We start from the raw sequence: 12,551 nt of genomic DNA on the forward strand, positions 1-12,551 counted from the left end.
CTCATTCCTGCAGTTCGCGCAGCGTCACCGACGGCGGCGCGTCGAGCACGCGCCGCGTCGCGAGCAGGCCCGCCACCAGCGCCGCGGCACTGCCCGCGAGCGCCCCGACCAGCATCGGCACGGGGTCGAATTCCCACGGCAGGTCGAAGACGCGCGTGGCCACCACGCCAGCCAGCACCGAGGCCGCGACCGCGGCGACCACGCCCGACAGCAGCCCGACCGCGATGAACTCCGAGGCCTGCGCCGCGCGAAGCTGGCGCCGGCTCGCGCCGAGCACGCGCATCACGCCGCCCTCGAGCAGGCGCTCGTCCTGGCTCGCGGTGACCGCGGCGGCGAGCACCAGCACGCCGGCGACGAGCGAGAACCAGAACACGACCTGCACGACGGTGGAGACCTGGTCGCCCGTTGCGCGCACCTGCGCGAGCACCGCTTCCACGTCGATCACCGTGAGGTTGGGGAAACGGTCGACCAAGCGCGCGGTGAAGCGCGGCTGCGACGCCGGCACGCGCACCGCGGTGATCCAGCTCGCCGCGTAGCCGTCTAGTGCGCCCGGCGAGGCGACGACGAAGAAGTTCGGCCGGAAGCTCTCCCAGTCGACTTCGCGCAGGGACGTGATGCGCGCCTCGAACGGCTCGCCCGCGATGTCGAAGGCGATGCGGTCGCCGAGCGTCCAGCCCAGGCGCTCGGCGAATTCCACTTCGACCGAAAGCTCGGGCGTACGCGGCGTACCGGTCCACCAGCGGCCCTGGACGATGCGGTTGCTGGGTTCCGGCGCGCCCGCGCTCGACAGGTTGAATTCGCGCTCGGCGAGCCGCTTCGCACGCTCGTCCGCGTACTGCCCGCCGCTCACCGGCATGCCGTTCTTCGCGACGAGCCGCGCGCGGATCATCGGGAAGAGCGTCGGCGTATCGAGCCCTTCGGCACGCACGAAGGCGCGCACATCCGGCACCTGCTCGTCCTGCACCCCCACGACGAAGCGGTTGGGCGCATCGGCGGACAGCGAGCGCTGCCAGCGGTCGAGCAGGTCGGTGCGCACGTAGGTGAGCAGGAGCAGGGCCATCAGGCCGAGGCCGAGCGCGCAGATCTGCGCGACGCTCGCCCCCGCGCGGCGGCTCACGTTCGCCAGGCCGTAGCGCATCGCCCCGCGCAGGCGACCGCGCAGCGCGCGTACCGCGAGCACGAGCGCCCAGGCGAGCAGGGCCAGCACGCCGAGCGTGGCGACGAGGCCGCCGAGCATCGCCGTACCGAGCGTGGCCGAGCCGGCCTTCCACCACAGCAGCGCGCCGAGCGCGGCGATGCCGAGCGTGCCGACGATCCAGGCACTCGGCTCGGCGGCGCCGACGTCGCGACGAAGCACGCGCAATGCCGGCACGCGCCGCAGCGCGAGCACCGGCGGCGCACCGAAGGCGAGCAGCACGACGAGCCCGAGCGCGAGGCCCTCGAGCGCGGGCATCAGGCTCGCTGGTGGGATCGAGAGTCCAAGTTCGCGGCCGAGCCATTCGCCGACGCCCCACTGCAGGGCCCATGCGAGCGCGACGCCGACGATCGAAGCGACGAGCCCGAGCAGCACCAGCTCGCCGACCTGGATCGCGACGATCGTCCACTGACTCGCGCCGAGGCAGCGCATCACCGCCACGCCCGAGCGATGCCGTGCGCTGTGCCGGCGCGCGGCCATCGCGACCGCGACCGCCGCGAGCATCACCGAGACCATCGCCGCGAGGCCGAGGAAGCGGCCCGCGCGATCGAGCGCCGAGCGCACTTCCGGCCGCGCATCGCCGATCGTCTCCAGGCGCTGGCCGCGGCCGAGCGCGGCCTTCGCCACGCGGTTGAAGCGGTCGACGGCGGCGGCATCGCCGGCCACCACCAGGCGGTGCTGGATGCGGCTGCCTTCCTGCACGAGCCCGGTGGCCGACAGGTCGTCGATATGGATCAGCACCCGCGGAGCGACGTTGAAGTAGTCGATTGCCGCATCGGGCTCCTGCGTGACGAGCGCCGCGAGCCGGAAGCGCGATTCACCGATCTCGACCACGTCGCCGATGCGCGCATCGAGGGCCTGCGCGCCGCTGCGGCTCATCCACGCGGTGCCGCGAGCGGGGATCGAGTTCGAGCTGGTCTCGCGGCCCTGCGCGTCGATCAGGCCGAAGCGGCCGCGCAGCGGAAAGCCGCGGCCGACGGCGCGCAGGTCCGCGAGCTTCAGGCGCGCGGCATCGCCTTCACCGACGCTTGCCATCGTGGTGAGCTCGCGCGTGGCCGTACTGCGCAGGCCCGGTGCGCGCGCGGCGTCGAGGATCGCCTTCGGCGGCGGGCCGTCGCCGCGCACCACGGCATCACCCCCGAGCAGGCGATTGGCTTCGATGGCGAGCGCGCGCGCGGCGCGATCCGTGACGAAGCCCACCGAGGTGACTGCGAGTACGGCGAGCACGAGCGCGCCGAGCAGGATGCGGACTTCACCGGCGCGGAGGTCGCGGCGCAACTGGCGCCAGGCGAGGGCGAGGGCGCGCATCAGGCGGCCTTCGTGTCGTCGACGAGGCGGCCGCCGTCGAGCCGCAGGCGGCGCGAGCAGCGCGCGGCGAGCGCGTCGTCGTGCGTGACCAGCACGAGCGTGGTGCCGGCCTGCGCATTGAGCTCGAACAGGAGCTCGATGATCGAGGCGCCGGTGCGCGTGTCGAGGTTGCCGGTGGGCTCGTCGGCGAACAGCAGGCCGGGTCGCGCGACGAAGGCGCGGGCCAGCGCGACGCGCTGCTGCTCGCCGCCGGAAAGCTGGCGCGGGTAGTGGCCGAGCCGCTCGCCGAGGCCGACGCGCTCGAGGATCGCGCGCGCGGGGCCTTCCGCGTCCGCATCGCCGCGGAGCTCCAGCGGGAGCATCACGTTCTCGAGCGCGGTGAGCGAGGGCAGCAACTGGAAATTCTGGAAGACGAACCCCACCTTCTCGCCACGCACGCGGGCGCGGCCGTCCTCGTCGAGCGTCGACAGCGCGGTGCCGTCGAGCACTACGCGGCCGGCGCTCGGCACGTCCAGTCCGGCGAGGAGCGAGAGCAGCGTGCTCTTGCCCGAGCCCGACGCGCCAACGACGGCGACGGATTCGCCCGGCGCGATCGAGAAGCCGATGTCCTGCAGGATCACGAGGTCGCCGGCCGGCAGTCGGACGCGCTTGCCGAGGCCCTCGGCCCCGAGTGCGGCGGGGACGGTCCTTGCGGCGGGGTTCACGAAGGTTTCGACCATGATGGTTCCAGGCAGGGCCGGAGGCGGCCGGAGATGACGATGAGATCTGCATATGACGCCCGACGGGCGCCGGTTCAACAGTGGCATTGGATGGTCTGGGCACTCATGGCGCTCGCCCTTCTCCTCGCACCGGTCCGGGATACGCAGGCCGGCACCGGGAAGATGCGCACCACCCGCACGGTGCTCGTGCTCGGGGATTCGCTGTCGGCGGCCTACGGCATCCGTGCCGACCAGGGCTGGGTCGGCCTGCTGGACAAGCGCCTGAAGGCGCAGCGCCCCGGCTGGAGCGTGGTCAATGCGAGCGTGAGTGGCGAGACGACCGCGGGCGGCCTGTCGCGCCTGCCGCGTCAGCTGCAGCGCGTGCGGCCGGCGGTGGTGGTGATCGAGCTCGGCGCGAACGACGGCCTGCGCGGGTTGCCGGTGGCACGCATGCAGGCCAACCTCGACGCGATGGTGCGGATGTCGCAGGCCGCCGGCGCGAAGGTGGTGGTGCTCGGCATGCGCATGCCGCCCAACATGGGCCGCGCCTACACCGAGAGCTTCGCCAACGCGTACACGAAGGTGGCGCAGCAGCGCCGCGCCGCGCTGGTGCCGTTCTTCCTCGAGCCGATCATGCTCACGCGCGCGGCCTTCCAGTCGGACAACCTGCATCCCACCGCGGCCGTGCAGGGCAAGCTGCTCGACCACGTCTGGCCGACGCTGCAGCCGCTGGTGAAGTGACGTCAGCCCTGCCTGATGCGGATCTCCACGTCGTCCAGGCGCACCACCTGGCCCGCGTGGATCTTGCACGTCTTGCGCAGTTCGACCTGGCCGTCGACGGTGACGGTGCCGCTCGCGACGATCTGCTTGCCGGCGCCACCGCTGTCGCACAGGCCGACGAGCTTGAGCAGCTGGTTGAGCTCGACGTACTCGCGGTCCAGCTCGAAGTCGATCGACTGCATGCTCAGCGCTCGTTGACGCTGTAGCGCCCGGGCCCGAGGAGGGCGAGCGCGAGCGCCGACATGAGGAACATCGCCTGCAGCTCGAGGGCCCAGCCGCCCTGGCGGCCGAAGGCGCCGAGCTCGCCCATGTGCACGAGCAGGATCGCGAACACCATGTTGAGGAAGACCAGTACCGCGCCGATGCGCGCATGGAAGCCCGCGATGAGCATCAGCGGGCCGATCACCTCGCCGAGGAGGACCCCGTAGCCGAGCGCCCCGGGAAAGCCGCGCGACTCGACCATGCCGACGATCCCGCCCATGCCGCCGTTGAGCTTGGCCAGGCCATGGAACAGGACGAGCAGGCCGAGCGTGACGCGCAGCAGGAGCTTGGCGATGTCGTGCTGGGTATTGGCGTTCATGGATCCCCCGGGTCGATGCTGCGGAGGAGGATAGTCGGCGCGTCCGCGCCTGTCTGCGCGATCGGGCACGGTCCAGTGGCACTGGCGCCGTCGCCGGGGCGTCCTACCATCGGCGCTTTCCAATGGAGGGGCACATCGATGATCGCCTACACCACGCTCGGTACGAACGACCTCGACCGCGCGGCGCGCTTCTACGACGAACTGCTCGCCGTGATCGGCGCCAAGCGCATGATGGAGGAGCCGGGCTATTTCATCGCCTACGGCAATTCGAAGGACGGCGCGGGCCTGGGCATCACGATCCCGTTCAACAAGGAGGCGGCGACGGTCGGCAACGGCACGATGGTCGCGCTGGAGGCGAAGGACGCCGCGCAGGTCGACGCGATGCACGCGAAGGCGCTCGAGCTGGGCGGCACCTGCGAGGGCGCGCCCGGGGAGCGCTTTCCGGGCTTCTACGCGGCCTATTTCCGCGACCTCGACGGCAACAAGCTCAACGCCTGCTACATGACGTTCGCGCCGGGCTGACGGCGCCCGACGGCAGGACGCGGCCGCCGCGGCCGCCGCGGCCGATGGGCCCGGAAGGGCTGCACGCGATCGGAGGCGCCGACAACCGGCGCCTCCATCGTTTCGCGGGTGAGGCTCAGGCCGCGCGGTCGAGCGGTACCGGCGTGAAGTCGATCTCCGGATCGGCGATGTGGTTCACGTAGTTCGTGTAGATGTTGAGCGCGACGTTCGCGACGACCTCGAGCAGCTCCGCGTCGCCGAAGCCCTGTGCGCGGAAGGCGGCGACGTCGGCTTCGGCCGGATGGCCTTTCGTTTCGACGATGCCGCGTGCCAGGCGCAGCAGCGCGGCGTCGGCGGGATCGCGTGCCGCGCCGTCGCGGGCCGCGGCCTGCTCGTCGGCCGACAGTCCGGCCAGGCCGCCGAGCGCGGTGTGCGCCGCGAGGCAGTAGCCGCAGCGGTTGGCCTGCGCCACGGCGAGCGCGATCGCCTCGCGGCGCTTCGCGGACAGGCGCCCGCCCGACAGTGCGCCGGCGAGCTTGAGGTAGCCGTCGAGCACGGCGGGGGCATGGGCCATGGTGGCCATCATGTTGGGAACCAGGCCGAACTTGGCGCGGACGCCGGCGAGGGTCTGGGCGGTGGCGGTATCGGCCTGCTGCGGGTCGATCGGGCGGATGGCGGGCATGTCGTGTCTCCTGGATTGAGGGTGTGCACCGGGCACGACGACAGTCTCCGTGGGGCGGCGGTACGATAGGCGGCAATTCGTTCACGAAACGATGCAGGTCGTACCCATGTTGCAGGCGCCATCCGAGTCTCCGGTCGACCGCCTCGATGCCCTGCTGCGCCGTTTCGGCGTGCAGGCGGAGCTCTTCCACTCCGGACCGCTGTGCGGGATCAACGAGCTGCACGCGGTGCCCGGGCGCGGCCACGTGCACGTGGTGCGGCGCGGGCGCGTGGAGGTGCACAACGCGGACGGCGCGGTCTTCACTGTGGACGGCCCGGTGCTGCTGTTCTATCCGCGCCCGCTGCCGCACCGCTTCATCACCGATCCCGACGTCGGCGCCGACATGACCTGCGCGACCGTCGCCTTCGGCGGGGACGATGCGAATCCCATCCCGTGCGCGCTGCCCGGCTGCATGCAGGTGCCGCTGCCGGCCGAGGGTCGCCTCGCCGCCACCGTCGCACTGCTGTTCGACGAGGCCTTCGACGCGCTTTGCGGGCGTCAGCTTGTGGTCGACCGTCTTTTCGAGGTGCTCCTCGTGCAGCTGTTGCGCCATGCGCTCGCCGAGGGGAGCGCCGGCGGCGGGCTGCTCGCCGGCCTCGCGCACCCGCGCCTGCGCCATGCGCTCGTGGCGATGCACGAGGCGCCGCAGCGCGCGTGGACGCTGGAATCGCTCGCCACCGTCGCCGGCATGTCGCGCACGCGCTTTGCCGGCGCCTTCCGCGACACCGTCGGCACGACGCCGGCGGACTATCTCGCAGGCTGGCGGATCGCCGTCGCGCAGGACCTGCTGCGCCGCGATCGCCCGATCAAGCAGGTCGCCGGCGAGGTCGGCTACGAGAGCCCCGCGGCGCTCGCGCGGGCGTTCAAGGCGCGCCTGGGCATGACGCCGCGCGACTGGCGGCGCAAGACGGCCTGACGTCGATCGCGCCTGCACGCGCAGCCTGCGAGCCTTCCGCGATGGAGGCACCATGCATACGAAGAAGCTGAGGTTCGGCGAAGGATTCCGCGTCGCATTCGAGGTGCGGAAGGCGCAGTGCGCGGAGATGGTTCTGGCGCCCGGCGATTCGGAAGGTGGCGACGACAATCGCCATCGCGGCGCTGACCAGTGGCTCTATGTGGTGGACGGCCGTGGCGTGGCGGTGGTCGAGGTGGACGGCCGCAAGCGACGGATCGCGCTCGAGCCCGGCCGGCTGCTGGTGATCGAGAAGGGCGAGCGCCACGAGGTCCGCAACACCGGGCGCGGCCTGCTGCGCACGCTCAACTTCTACTACCCGCCGGCCTTCGCGCGCGACGGCGATCCGAAGGGACCGGGTCGGAAGTGAACGGCCTCAGTCGACCATCCCCTTCGACTCCGACGCCGCCAGCATCTCGGGATGCTCGATGCGTCGCAGGCGGTGCAGCAGCGGGTAGGCGAGCACCGCGCCGAGGATGATCGCCACGCCGACGTAGAACTGCGGCGTGAGCTCGCGCTGCTCGCCGAGCAGAGCGATCGCGAGGACGATCGCATAGACCGGCTCGAGGTTCACCGCGAGCTGCGCGGCGAATGCGCTCATGTGCCGTAGCGCGACGAGCGAGAGCACGTAGGGCAGCAGCGTGCAGCCGATCGCGAGCGCACCGAGGTAGAGCGCATCGCGCATGGACGGCAGTTCGAACGACAGGCCCTCGCCGGGCCACAGCAGCGCCATCAGCGGCGCGAGCGCGGTGAGCGCGAGCGTGCCGGCGCCGAGCTCGACCGCGGTCACGGTGAGTGCGTCGCCATGTTCGACGAAACGCTTGTTGAGCGAGCCGAACAGCGCGACGAGGATCGCCGACAGCGTGCCGACCGCGATGCCCGCGCGCATCCCCTCGGGCACGCCACCGACCACCAGCGCCACGCCGGGCAGTACCGCCACGCCCAGCAGCAGGTCGCGCGGCTGGAACTTCGTACGGGCGAGCCACGGCTCGGCGAGCGCGGTGAACACCGTGCCCAGTGCGATGCATGTCGCGCCGACCGAGGCATTCGAGAGCTTGATCGACGCATAGAACGTGAGCCAGTGCAGCGCGACCAGCACGCCGATGCCCGAATACGCGAGCACCAGCCGCGCCGGCATCGCGCGCAGCGACCGCCAGACGCGCGGCACCAGCGCGAGCACGGCCACGACGACGAGCATGCGCCACCACACCAGCGGCAGCGCCGGCAGCGTGATCAGCTTGCCGAGGATCGCGGTGAAGCCCCAGAGGACGACGCAGGCGTGGATCTGCAGGAAGGCGCGGCGCGTTTCGGGGGTCGACGTCATCCGTGCATTATCGATGCGCAGCGTCGCCGTCGGGCACGGGCGGGCGCAGCGAGAGCAGCCAGTCGGCGAAGCGCCGCGCGGAGCCGCGCAGCCGGCGGTGCGAGGGGTGCACGACGTAGTAGGCCCAGCGTGCGCCGACGTCCGGCCCCGGCAGCCGGGCGAGCGAGCCGTCGCGCAGGAAGGACTGCACGATGTGCTCGCGGGCCAGCGCCGGGCCGAGGCCGAAGGTGGCGGCGGTGAGCGCGCCCATGGAATCGGTGAAGCGGTAGCGCTCGTCCAGCGGCATGCCGCGCACCTTCGCGGCCCGGAACCAGTCCTGCCAGCCCTGCCGCGCGTTGTCGGCGATCAGCGGCAGGCGTGCGATGTCGCGGGCATCCGTGATGCCGTCGAAGCCCGGCATGGTCGGGGCGGCGACGGGAAACAGGGTCTCGCCCATCAGGTACTGCGCGTTGAGCCCCGTCCACTGGCCCGGGCCCAGGCGGATGCCGAGGTCCGGGCCGCCCTCGTCGAAGCGGGTGAGCGCGAAGCCGGTCTCGATCGAGATGCGGATCCCCGGATGCGCCGCCGTGAACTCCGGAAGGCGCGGCAGCAACCAGCCGCAGGTGAGCGAATGGAGCGTCGCCACGCGCACGAGGTCCTGGTCCTGGCTGTCGGCGCGCAGTGCGCGCAGCACGTCGTCGAGGTCGGCGAGCGAGCTGCTGGCGGCGTCGGCGAGCTGGCGGCCGGCCGGCGTGAGTGCCACGCCGCGCGCATGCCGCTGGAACAGCGCGACGCCGATGCGGGACTCGAGCTTGCGCACGTGGTGGCTCACGGCGCTCGCGGTGAGGTGCAGCTCCTCCGCGGCGTGCGCGAAGTTCTGGTGGCGCGCGGCCGCCTCGAAGGCGGCGAGCGCGGAGAGCCATTCGGCACGACTGCCCATTCGAGCCTCAAGCATGATTTGTGGCTGGAGAGAAAAGTATGCGCTTGTCGAGCCCGTGCCGGCGCGGAGAATGGCGGTCGCGACGCGAGCCCGGCTCGCGGCACGGCGCAGGAATCGGATGGCGCCGTGTCCGCGCCGCGGCGAGCCTGCGTCATCGTCACCACGGAGCCCCGCATGGCCGCGCAACCGACCCTCGCCACCGCCCTCCCGGCCGCCCCGGTCGCGCGCTGGCTCACCCCGTTCGAAATCACCGCCCTCGGCGCGATCTGGGGCGCGTCCTTCATGTTCATGCGCGTGGCCGCGCCGCAGTTCGGGCCCTTCGCGCTGGTCGAGGTGCGCCTCGCGCTCGGTGCACTGGTGCTCCTGCCGTTCCTGTGGGGCGCGCGCGATCGCTTCCCGCCGCGCCTGTGGCCGAAGCTCGCGCTGATCGGCGCGATCAATTCGGCCGTGCCCTTCCTGCTCTTCGCCTGGGCCGCGCAGCGCGCGCCTGCCGGCGTCGGCGCGATCTGCAATGCGATGACCGTGCTGTTCACCGCGCTGGTCGGCGCGCTGTTCTTCGGCGAGCGCATCGGCCTGACGCGCAGCCTCACGCTCGTGGCCGGCTTCGCCGGCGTGGTGGTGCTGGCGAGCGCACGGATCGCGGGCGCCGAGGTCGGGCCTGCGGTGGTCGCAGGCGCGAGCGCGGCGCTGCTCTACGGCGTGGGCATTAACCTCGTGCGCCGGCATCTTTCGGGACTGCCCGCGGCGGCGGTCGCCGCGGCGACGCTCTCCTGCGCGGCCCTGCTCGTCATGCCCTTCGCGATCGCACAGTGGCCGGCGCGCATGCCCGACGCATCGGCCTGGGCCTCGGCCGCGCTGCTCGGAATCGTCTGCACCGGGCTCGCCTTCGTCATGTACTACCGCCTGATCGCGCGTATTGGCGCGGGGCGCGCCTCGACCGTCACGTATCTCGTGCCGCTCTTCGGCGTCGCCTGGGCCTGGTGGCTGCTCGGCGAGGCGCCGACGCTGCGGATGGCGATCGCCGGCGTGCTGATCCTCGGGAGCGTGGCGATGAGCCAGCGCGCGCGCTGACGGATCGAATGCCGTTCGCGGTCCGGGCGACGCGTCGCCGGAGCGGACCTCACGCATGGAGGCGCGATCGCGCCCCCGCTCGACGGCCGCCTAGTGCGTCCGCAGGTGCCGCGCGATCATCGCCATCGCGGCCGCAGGGTTGCGCTGCTTCGCGCCGCCGATGAAGTAGACGTAGACCTCGCGGGGGCCGGTCGATGCGGCCGTGGGTGCGAGCTGCGGCAGGTCCTCGACCTCCGCGCCCTGCGCCCAGAGGCGCGCGCGACGGAGCCATGCATCGAGCTCGTCGGCGGTATACCCGTCCGCCAGGTCCACACGCGAGCGCATCAGGCGAACGTAGACGATGCGACCGGTGACATCGCCGAGCGCGGGCAGCTCGGGCGCGTCGGTGAAGACGGTGCCGGCGCCGAATCCGCGTGCCACCTCCACGTAGGCCGGATCGAGGAAGCTCGGGTGGCTCGGCTCGATCACGTGCCGCAGGGGGCGGCCGTCGAGCGTGCGCGGCAGCAGGTCGAGGAAGGCGGCGAGGTCGTCGGCATCGAAGACGCGGCTCGGCGGCATGTGCCAGAGCACCGGGCCCAGGCGGTCGCCCAGTTCGGCGAGGCCGCCGTTGAGGAAGGCCCACGCCGCCTTGCCGCACCGCGCGAGCGGGCCCCGCTGGGTGATGTGCTGCGGCGCCTTCACCGAGAACACGAAACCGGGCGGCGTCTGCTGCCGCCACTGCGCGTATTCAGATGCACGCCGCGCGCCGTAGAAGGTGCCGTTGATCTCGATCGAACTGAACCGGCGGCTCGCGAACTCGAGCTCGCGGCGCGTGACCAGGCCCTGCGGATAGAACGTGTGGCGCCACGGCGCATAGGTCCAGCCCCCGACACCGATGCGGATGCCGTCGACTGCCGGAACGCCGGAGCCGATCACCCCGGGGGGCGGCACGGCCGGCTCGAAGCGGGGCGTGCGGTCCGACAGCAGCACTTCGTGCGGTCGGCCGTGCATGGTCAGGCGACTCCTTCGCGCCGCTGCAGCGGTCCACCTGCAGACCGACGCCGTGCCACCTCCCGCTTCGGGGAGGCGGTGCAGGCCAGCGTCAGCACGATCGTGTGCAAGGCGTCTCCGGTCAGCTGTTCCAGTCGTCGTCGTTCTCGAACTCGATCAGCACGTCGAGATCGAAGGCGAGCGCTTCGACGGCATCGCGCACGCGGCGCGCCGTGTAGTCGTTCGGCGCCTCGATCTCGAGCTCGTGGACCGGGGCGCCGTGGTCGTCGGGCAGGCCGGCGGAGCTCGAATCGTCATCGTCCATCCGGGGCATCAGGTCGGCGACTTCCTCGACGTGCTCGATGCCATCGATGCTCGAGAGCAGGTTGCCGATGGCGCGGGCGTGGTCGTCGCTTCCGGTCACGCGCATACGCATCACAGGCATGGAATTCGTCCATCGAAAACGGGGGCGGTTTCGAGGCTAGGCACGCTGCGGCAAAGGCTGCGTGATGGAAAAGCGCGTCGACGGAACGATTCAGCGCACGCGTGCGGCGCAGCTGAATGCGAGCTGCGCCGCACGCGCATAGAGGCGCGGCGGGCGGGCGGGCGCGGCGTTTTCTCAATTCGATCGAGCGCGTCGCACCGTCGAGCGACGGGTGGATCGCAGGCTTGCGCCCTGGCCGAATCCACCGGGACGTCACCGCCGAAAGCGTCCGCGCCGCGACCCCGGGCGCGGTCGGCCCACAAAGCGAAACGCCCGCATCGCTGCGGGCGTTTCGAAGGCGCGGGACCGGTCAGTCGACGCGGTTGTCGGGTGCCTTCCAGTCCTCGTTGGGCGGCGAGCTGGAAAAGCCGCTGCCGGGCTGGTTGAGCCCGCTACGCACCGCACCGCCGGTGCCGAACGAGGCCCCGCCGTTGTCGACGCGGATGCGGTTCTCGACGTCGGCGACGCCGCGCACCGCGTCGGCAATGTCCTCGGCGCGGTGCTTCATCCAGCGCTCGGGCACCTCGCCGGTCAGCAGGACGTGCCCATTCTCGACGCGCAGCAGGATCTCGCTCGCGTCGAGCAGGTCGTCGTCCATGAAGCGCTCGTTGAGCTCCTCGGCGATCAGCGAGTCCGAGCGGGTGGCGTTCTTCGGGCCGCGGCCGCGCCGCATCGCACGGTGCGTGCTCTCGCCGATCGAGCGGCCCTCGGCATCGGCGAGGCGGTCGCCGGCGCGGTGCGCGTCGAGCGGGCCTCCGAGCTCGGGCGGGCCGAAGGAATCGTCGCGCCGCGACTCGCCGCCCTGGTGGTCGGTGACCGAGGGCATGTTCTCGTACTGGCGTGCACCGAAGTCACGGTTCGTGCCTTCCCGTGCGTGGGAATCGTGTCGCGTCATGGCTGCGTCTCCGGCATGCGTGAGCGGATGCCGCAGGCTAGGCCGCGCGTCGTGACCGGCGCGCCAACATCGTGAACAAGGCAGCCAACGGCCGCTTCCCGGGCGGTTAAAGGACGCCCGTCACAGGCCGATAGGAAAGGGGTCGAAGCGTTCC

General features: G+C 71.9%; 15 protein-coding genes. 5 read left to right on the top strand and 10 right to left on the bottom strand.

Translation table 11 applies throughout. The features are described from left to right. Nucleotide 1 precedes the first annotated feature (1 nt). Entirely contained in the window at nucleotides 2-2,503 is a 2,502-nt protein-coding gene (locus tag ACYVJJ_RS07025; protein ID WP_460832275.1) for an ABC transporter permease, read from the bottom strand. Continuing rightward, nucleotides 2,503-3,222, bottom strand: a complete 720-nt coding sequence (locus ACYVJJ_RS07030; RefSeq protein WP_460832277.1) for an ABC transporter ATP-binding protein — start codon at nucleotides 3,220-3,222, stop codon at nucleotides 2,503-2,505. The genes ACYVJJ_RS07025 and ACYVJJ_RS07030 overlap by 1 nt, the downstream gene beginning before the upstream one ends. Nucleotides 3,223-3,261: 39 nt before the next feature. Between ACYVJJ_RS07030 and ACYVJJ_RS07035 the strand changes: the two genes are divergently transcribed. Then, on the top strand, nucleotides 3,262-3,942 hold the full coding sequence (locus ACYVJJ_RS07035) for an arylesterase (RefSeq protein WP_460832278.1): 681 nt from the start codon (nucleotides 3,262-3,264) through the stop codon (nucleotides 3,940-3,942). A gap of 2 nt (nucleotides 3,943-3,944) precedes the next feature. Here ACYVJJ_RS07035 and ACYVJJ_RS07040 read toward each other — a convergent pair whose 3' ends face one another. Both ACYVJJ_RS07040 and ACYVJJ_RS07045 read right to left on the bottom strand, forming a co-directional pair. Further along, nucleotides 3,945-4,163: an RNA-binding S4 domain-containing protein gene (locus ACYVJJ_RS07040; protein WP_460832280.1), complete on the bottom strand. Its 219-nt coding sequence runs from the start codon at nucleotides 4,161-4,163 to the stop codon at nucleotides 3,945-3,947. Between the two features lie 2 nt (nucleotides 4,164-4,165). Then, nucleotides 4,166-4,561, bottom strand: coding sequence for a DoxX family protein (locus ACYVJJ_RS07045; RefSeq protein ID WP_460832281.1), 396 nt, complete (start codon nucleotides 4,559-4,561; stop codon nucleotides 4,166-4,168). Between the two features lie 138 nt (nucleotides 4,562-4,699). Here ACYVJJ_RS07045 and ACYVJJ_RS07050 point away from each other — a divergent pair, with 138 nt between their 5' ends. After that, nucleotides 4,700-5,083, top strand: coding sequence for a VOC family protein (locus ACYVJJ_RS07050; RefSeq protein WP_460832283.1), 384 nt, complete (start codon nucleotides 4,700-4,702; stop codon nucleotides 5,081-5,083). Nucleotides 5,084-5,198: 115 nt separating this feature from the next. On the opposite strand, the gene ACYVJJ_RS07055 is transcribed toward ACYVJJ_RS07050, so the two are convergent. Next, nucleotides 5,199-5,744: a carboxymuconolactone decarboxylase family protein gene (locus tag ACYVJJ_RS07055; protein ID WP_460832284.1), complete on the bottom strand. Its 546-nt coding sequence runs from the start codon at nucleotides 5,742-5,744 to the stop codon at nucleotides 5,199-5,201. Nucleotides 5,745-5,835: 91 nt separating this feature from the next. Here ACYVJJ_RS07055 and ACYVJJ_RS07060 point away from each other — a divergent pair, with 91 nt between their 5' ends. Together ACYVJJ_RS07060 and ACYVJJ_RS07065 are read left to right on the top strand one after the other, a co-directional pair. Further along, nucleotides 5,836-6,699 carry a cupin domain-containing protein gene (locus ACYVJJ_RS07060; protein WP_460832286.1) on the top strand — a complete coding sequence of 288 codons (864 nt, stop codon included), beginning with the start codon at nucleotides 5,836-5,838 and terminating at the stop codon, nucleotides 6,697-6,699. A gap of 52 nt (nucleotides 6,700-6,751) precedes the next feature. Beyond that, nucleotides 6,752-7,105: a cupin domain-containing protein gene (locus ACYVJJ_RS07065; protein ID WP_460832287.1), complete on the top strand. Its 354-nt coding sequence runs from the start codon at nucleotides 6,752-6,754 to the stop codon at nucleotides 7,103-7,105. 6 nt (nucleotides 7,106-7,111) lie between these two features. Here ACYVJJ_RS07065 and ACYVJJ_RS07070 read toward each other — a convergent pair whose 3' ends face one another. Both ACYVJJ_RS07070 and ACYVJJ_RS07075 read right to left on the bottom strand, forming a co-directional pair. Continuing rightward, nucleotides 7,112-8,059, bottom strand: a complete 948-nt coding sequence (locus ACYVJJ_RS07070; RefSeq protein ID WP_460832288.1) for a DMT family transporter — start codon at nucleotides 8,057-8,059, stop codon at nucleotides 7,112-7,114. A gap of 7 nt (nucleotides 8,060-8,066) precedes the next feature. Next, nucleotides 8,067-8,978, bottom strand: coding sequence for a LysR substrate-binding domain-containing protein (locus ACYVJJ_RS07075; protein WP_460832290.1), 912 nt, complete (start codon nucleotides 8,976-8,978; stop codon nucleotides 8,067-8,069). A gap of 174 nt (nucleotides 8,979-9,152) precedes the next feature. Here ACYVJJ_RS07075 and ACYVJJ_RS07080 point away from each other — a divergent pair, with 174 nt between their 5' ends. After that, on the top strand, nucleotides 9,153-10,049 hold the full coding sequence (locus ACYVJJ_RS07080; RefSeq protein WP_460832291.1) for a DMT family transporter: 897 nt from the start codon (nucleotides 9,153-9,155) through the stop codon (nucleotides 10,047-10,049). Nucleotides 10,050-10,139: 90 nt separating this feature from the next. Here the strand turns inward: ACYVJJ_RS07080 and ACYVJJ_RS07085 are convergent, their stop codons facing one another. The 3 genes from ACYVJJ_RS07085 to ACYVJJ_RS07095 form a co-directional block, all read right to left on the bottom strand. Then, a complete protein-coding gene (locus tag ACYVJJ_RS07085; RefSeq protein WP_460832293.1) occupies nucleotides 10,140-11,039 on the bottom strand; it encodes a DUF72 domain-containing protein in 900 nt (299 codons plus the stop codon). Nucleotides 11,040-11,160: 121 nt separating this feature from the next. After that, nucleotides 11,161-11,463, bottom strand: a complete 303-nt coding sequence (locus ACYVJJ_RS07090; RefSeq protein ID WP_460832294.1) for a hypothetical protein — start codon at nucleotides 11,461-11,463, stop codon at nucleotides 11,161-11,163. A 349-nt stretch (nucleotides 11,464-11,812) separates the two neighbouring features. Then, nucleotides 11,813-12,397, bottom strand: a complete 585-nt coding sequence (locus tag ACYVJJ_RS07095) for a BON domain-containing protein (RefSeq protein WP_460832296.1) — start codon at nucleotides 12,395-12,397, stop codon at nucleotides 11,813-11,815. Between the last annotated feature and the right edge of the window lie 154 nt (nucleotides 12,398-12,551).

The organism is Lysobacter humi (ex Lee et al. 2017) (genome assembly GCF_054781815.1).

Bases quoted from the DNA above. Each gene is read 5' to 3' on its own strand.
- ACYVJJ_RS07025 (WP_460832275.1), bottom strand. From the start codon at position 2,503: ATGCGCGCCCTCGCCCTCGCCTGGCGCCAGTTGCGCCGCGACCTCCGC.
- ACYVJJ_RS07030 (WP_460832277.1), bottom strand. From the start codon at position 3,222: ATGGTCGAAACCTTCGTGAACCCCGCCGCAAGGACCGTCCCCGCCGCA.
- ACYVJJ_RS07035 (WP_460832278.1), top strand. From the start codon at position 3,262: ATGAGATCTGCATATGACGCCCGACGGGCGCCGGTTCAACAGTGGCAT.
- ACYVJJ_RS07040 (WP_460832280.1), bottom strand. From the start codon at position 4,163: ATGCAGTCGATCGACTTCGAGCTGGACCGCGAGTACGTCGAGCTCAAC.
- ACYVJJ_RS07045 (WP_460832281.1), bottom strand. From the start codon at position 4,561: ATGAACGCCAATACCCAGCACGACATCGCCAAGCTCCTGCTGCGCGTC.
- ACYVJJ_RS07050 (WP_460832283.1), top strand. From the start codon at position 4,700: ATGATCGCCTACACCACGCTCGGTACGAACGACCTCGACCGCGCGGCG.
- ACYVJJ_RS07055 (WP_460832284.1), bottom strand. From the start codon at position 5,744: ATGCCCGCCATCCGCCCGATCGACCCGCAGCAGGCCGATACCGCCACC.
- ACYVJJ_RS07060 (WP_460832286.1), top strand. From the start codon at position 5,836: ATGCAGGTCGTACCCATGTTGCAGGCGCCATCCGAGTCTCCGGTCGAC.
- ACYVJJ_RS07065 (WP_460832287.1), top strand. From the start codon at position 6,752: ATGCATACGAAGAAGCTGAGGTTCGGCGAAGGATTCCGCGTCGCATTC.
- ACYVJJ_RS07070 (WP_460832288.1), bottom strand. From the start codon at position 8,059: ATGACGTCGACCCCCGAAACGCGCCGCGCCTTCCTGCAGATCCACGCC.
- ACYVJJ_RS07075 (WP_460832290.1), bottom strand. From the start codon at position 8,978: ATGGGCAGTCGTGCCGAATGGCTCTCCGCGCTCGCCGCCTTCGAGGCG.
- ACYVJJ_RS07080 (WP_460832291.1), top strand. From the start codon at position 9,153: ATGGCCGCGCAACCGACCCTCGCCACCGCCCTCCCGGCCGCCCCGGTC.
- ACYVJJ_RS07085 (WP_460832293.1), bottom strand. From the start codon at position 11,039: ATGCACGGCCGACCGCACGAAGTGCTGCTGTCGGACCGCACGCCCCGC.
- ACYVJJ_RS07090 (WP_460832294.1), bottom strand. From the start codon at position 11,463: ATGCCTGTGATGCGTATGCGCGTGACCGGAAGCGACGACCACGCCCGC.
- ACYVJJ_RS07095 (WP_460832296.1), bottom strand. From the start codon at position 12,397: ATGACGCGACACGATTCCCACGCACGGGAAGGCACGAACCGTGACTTC.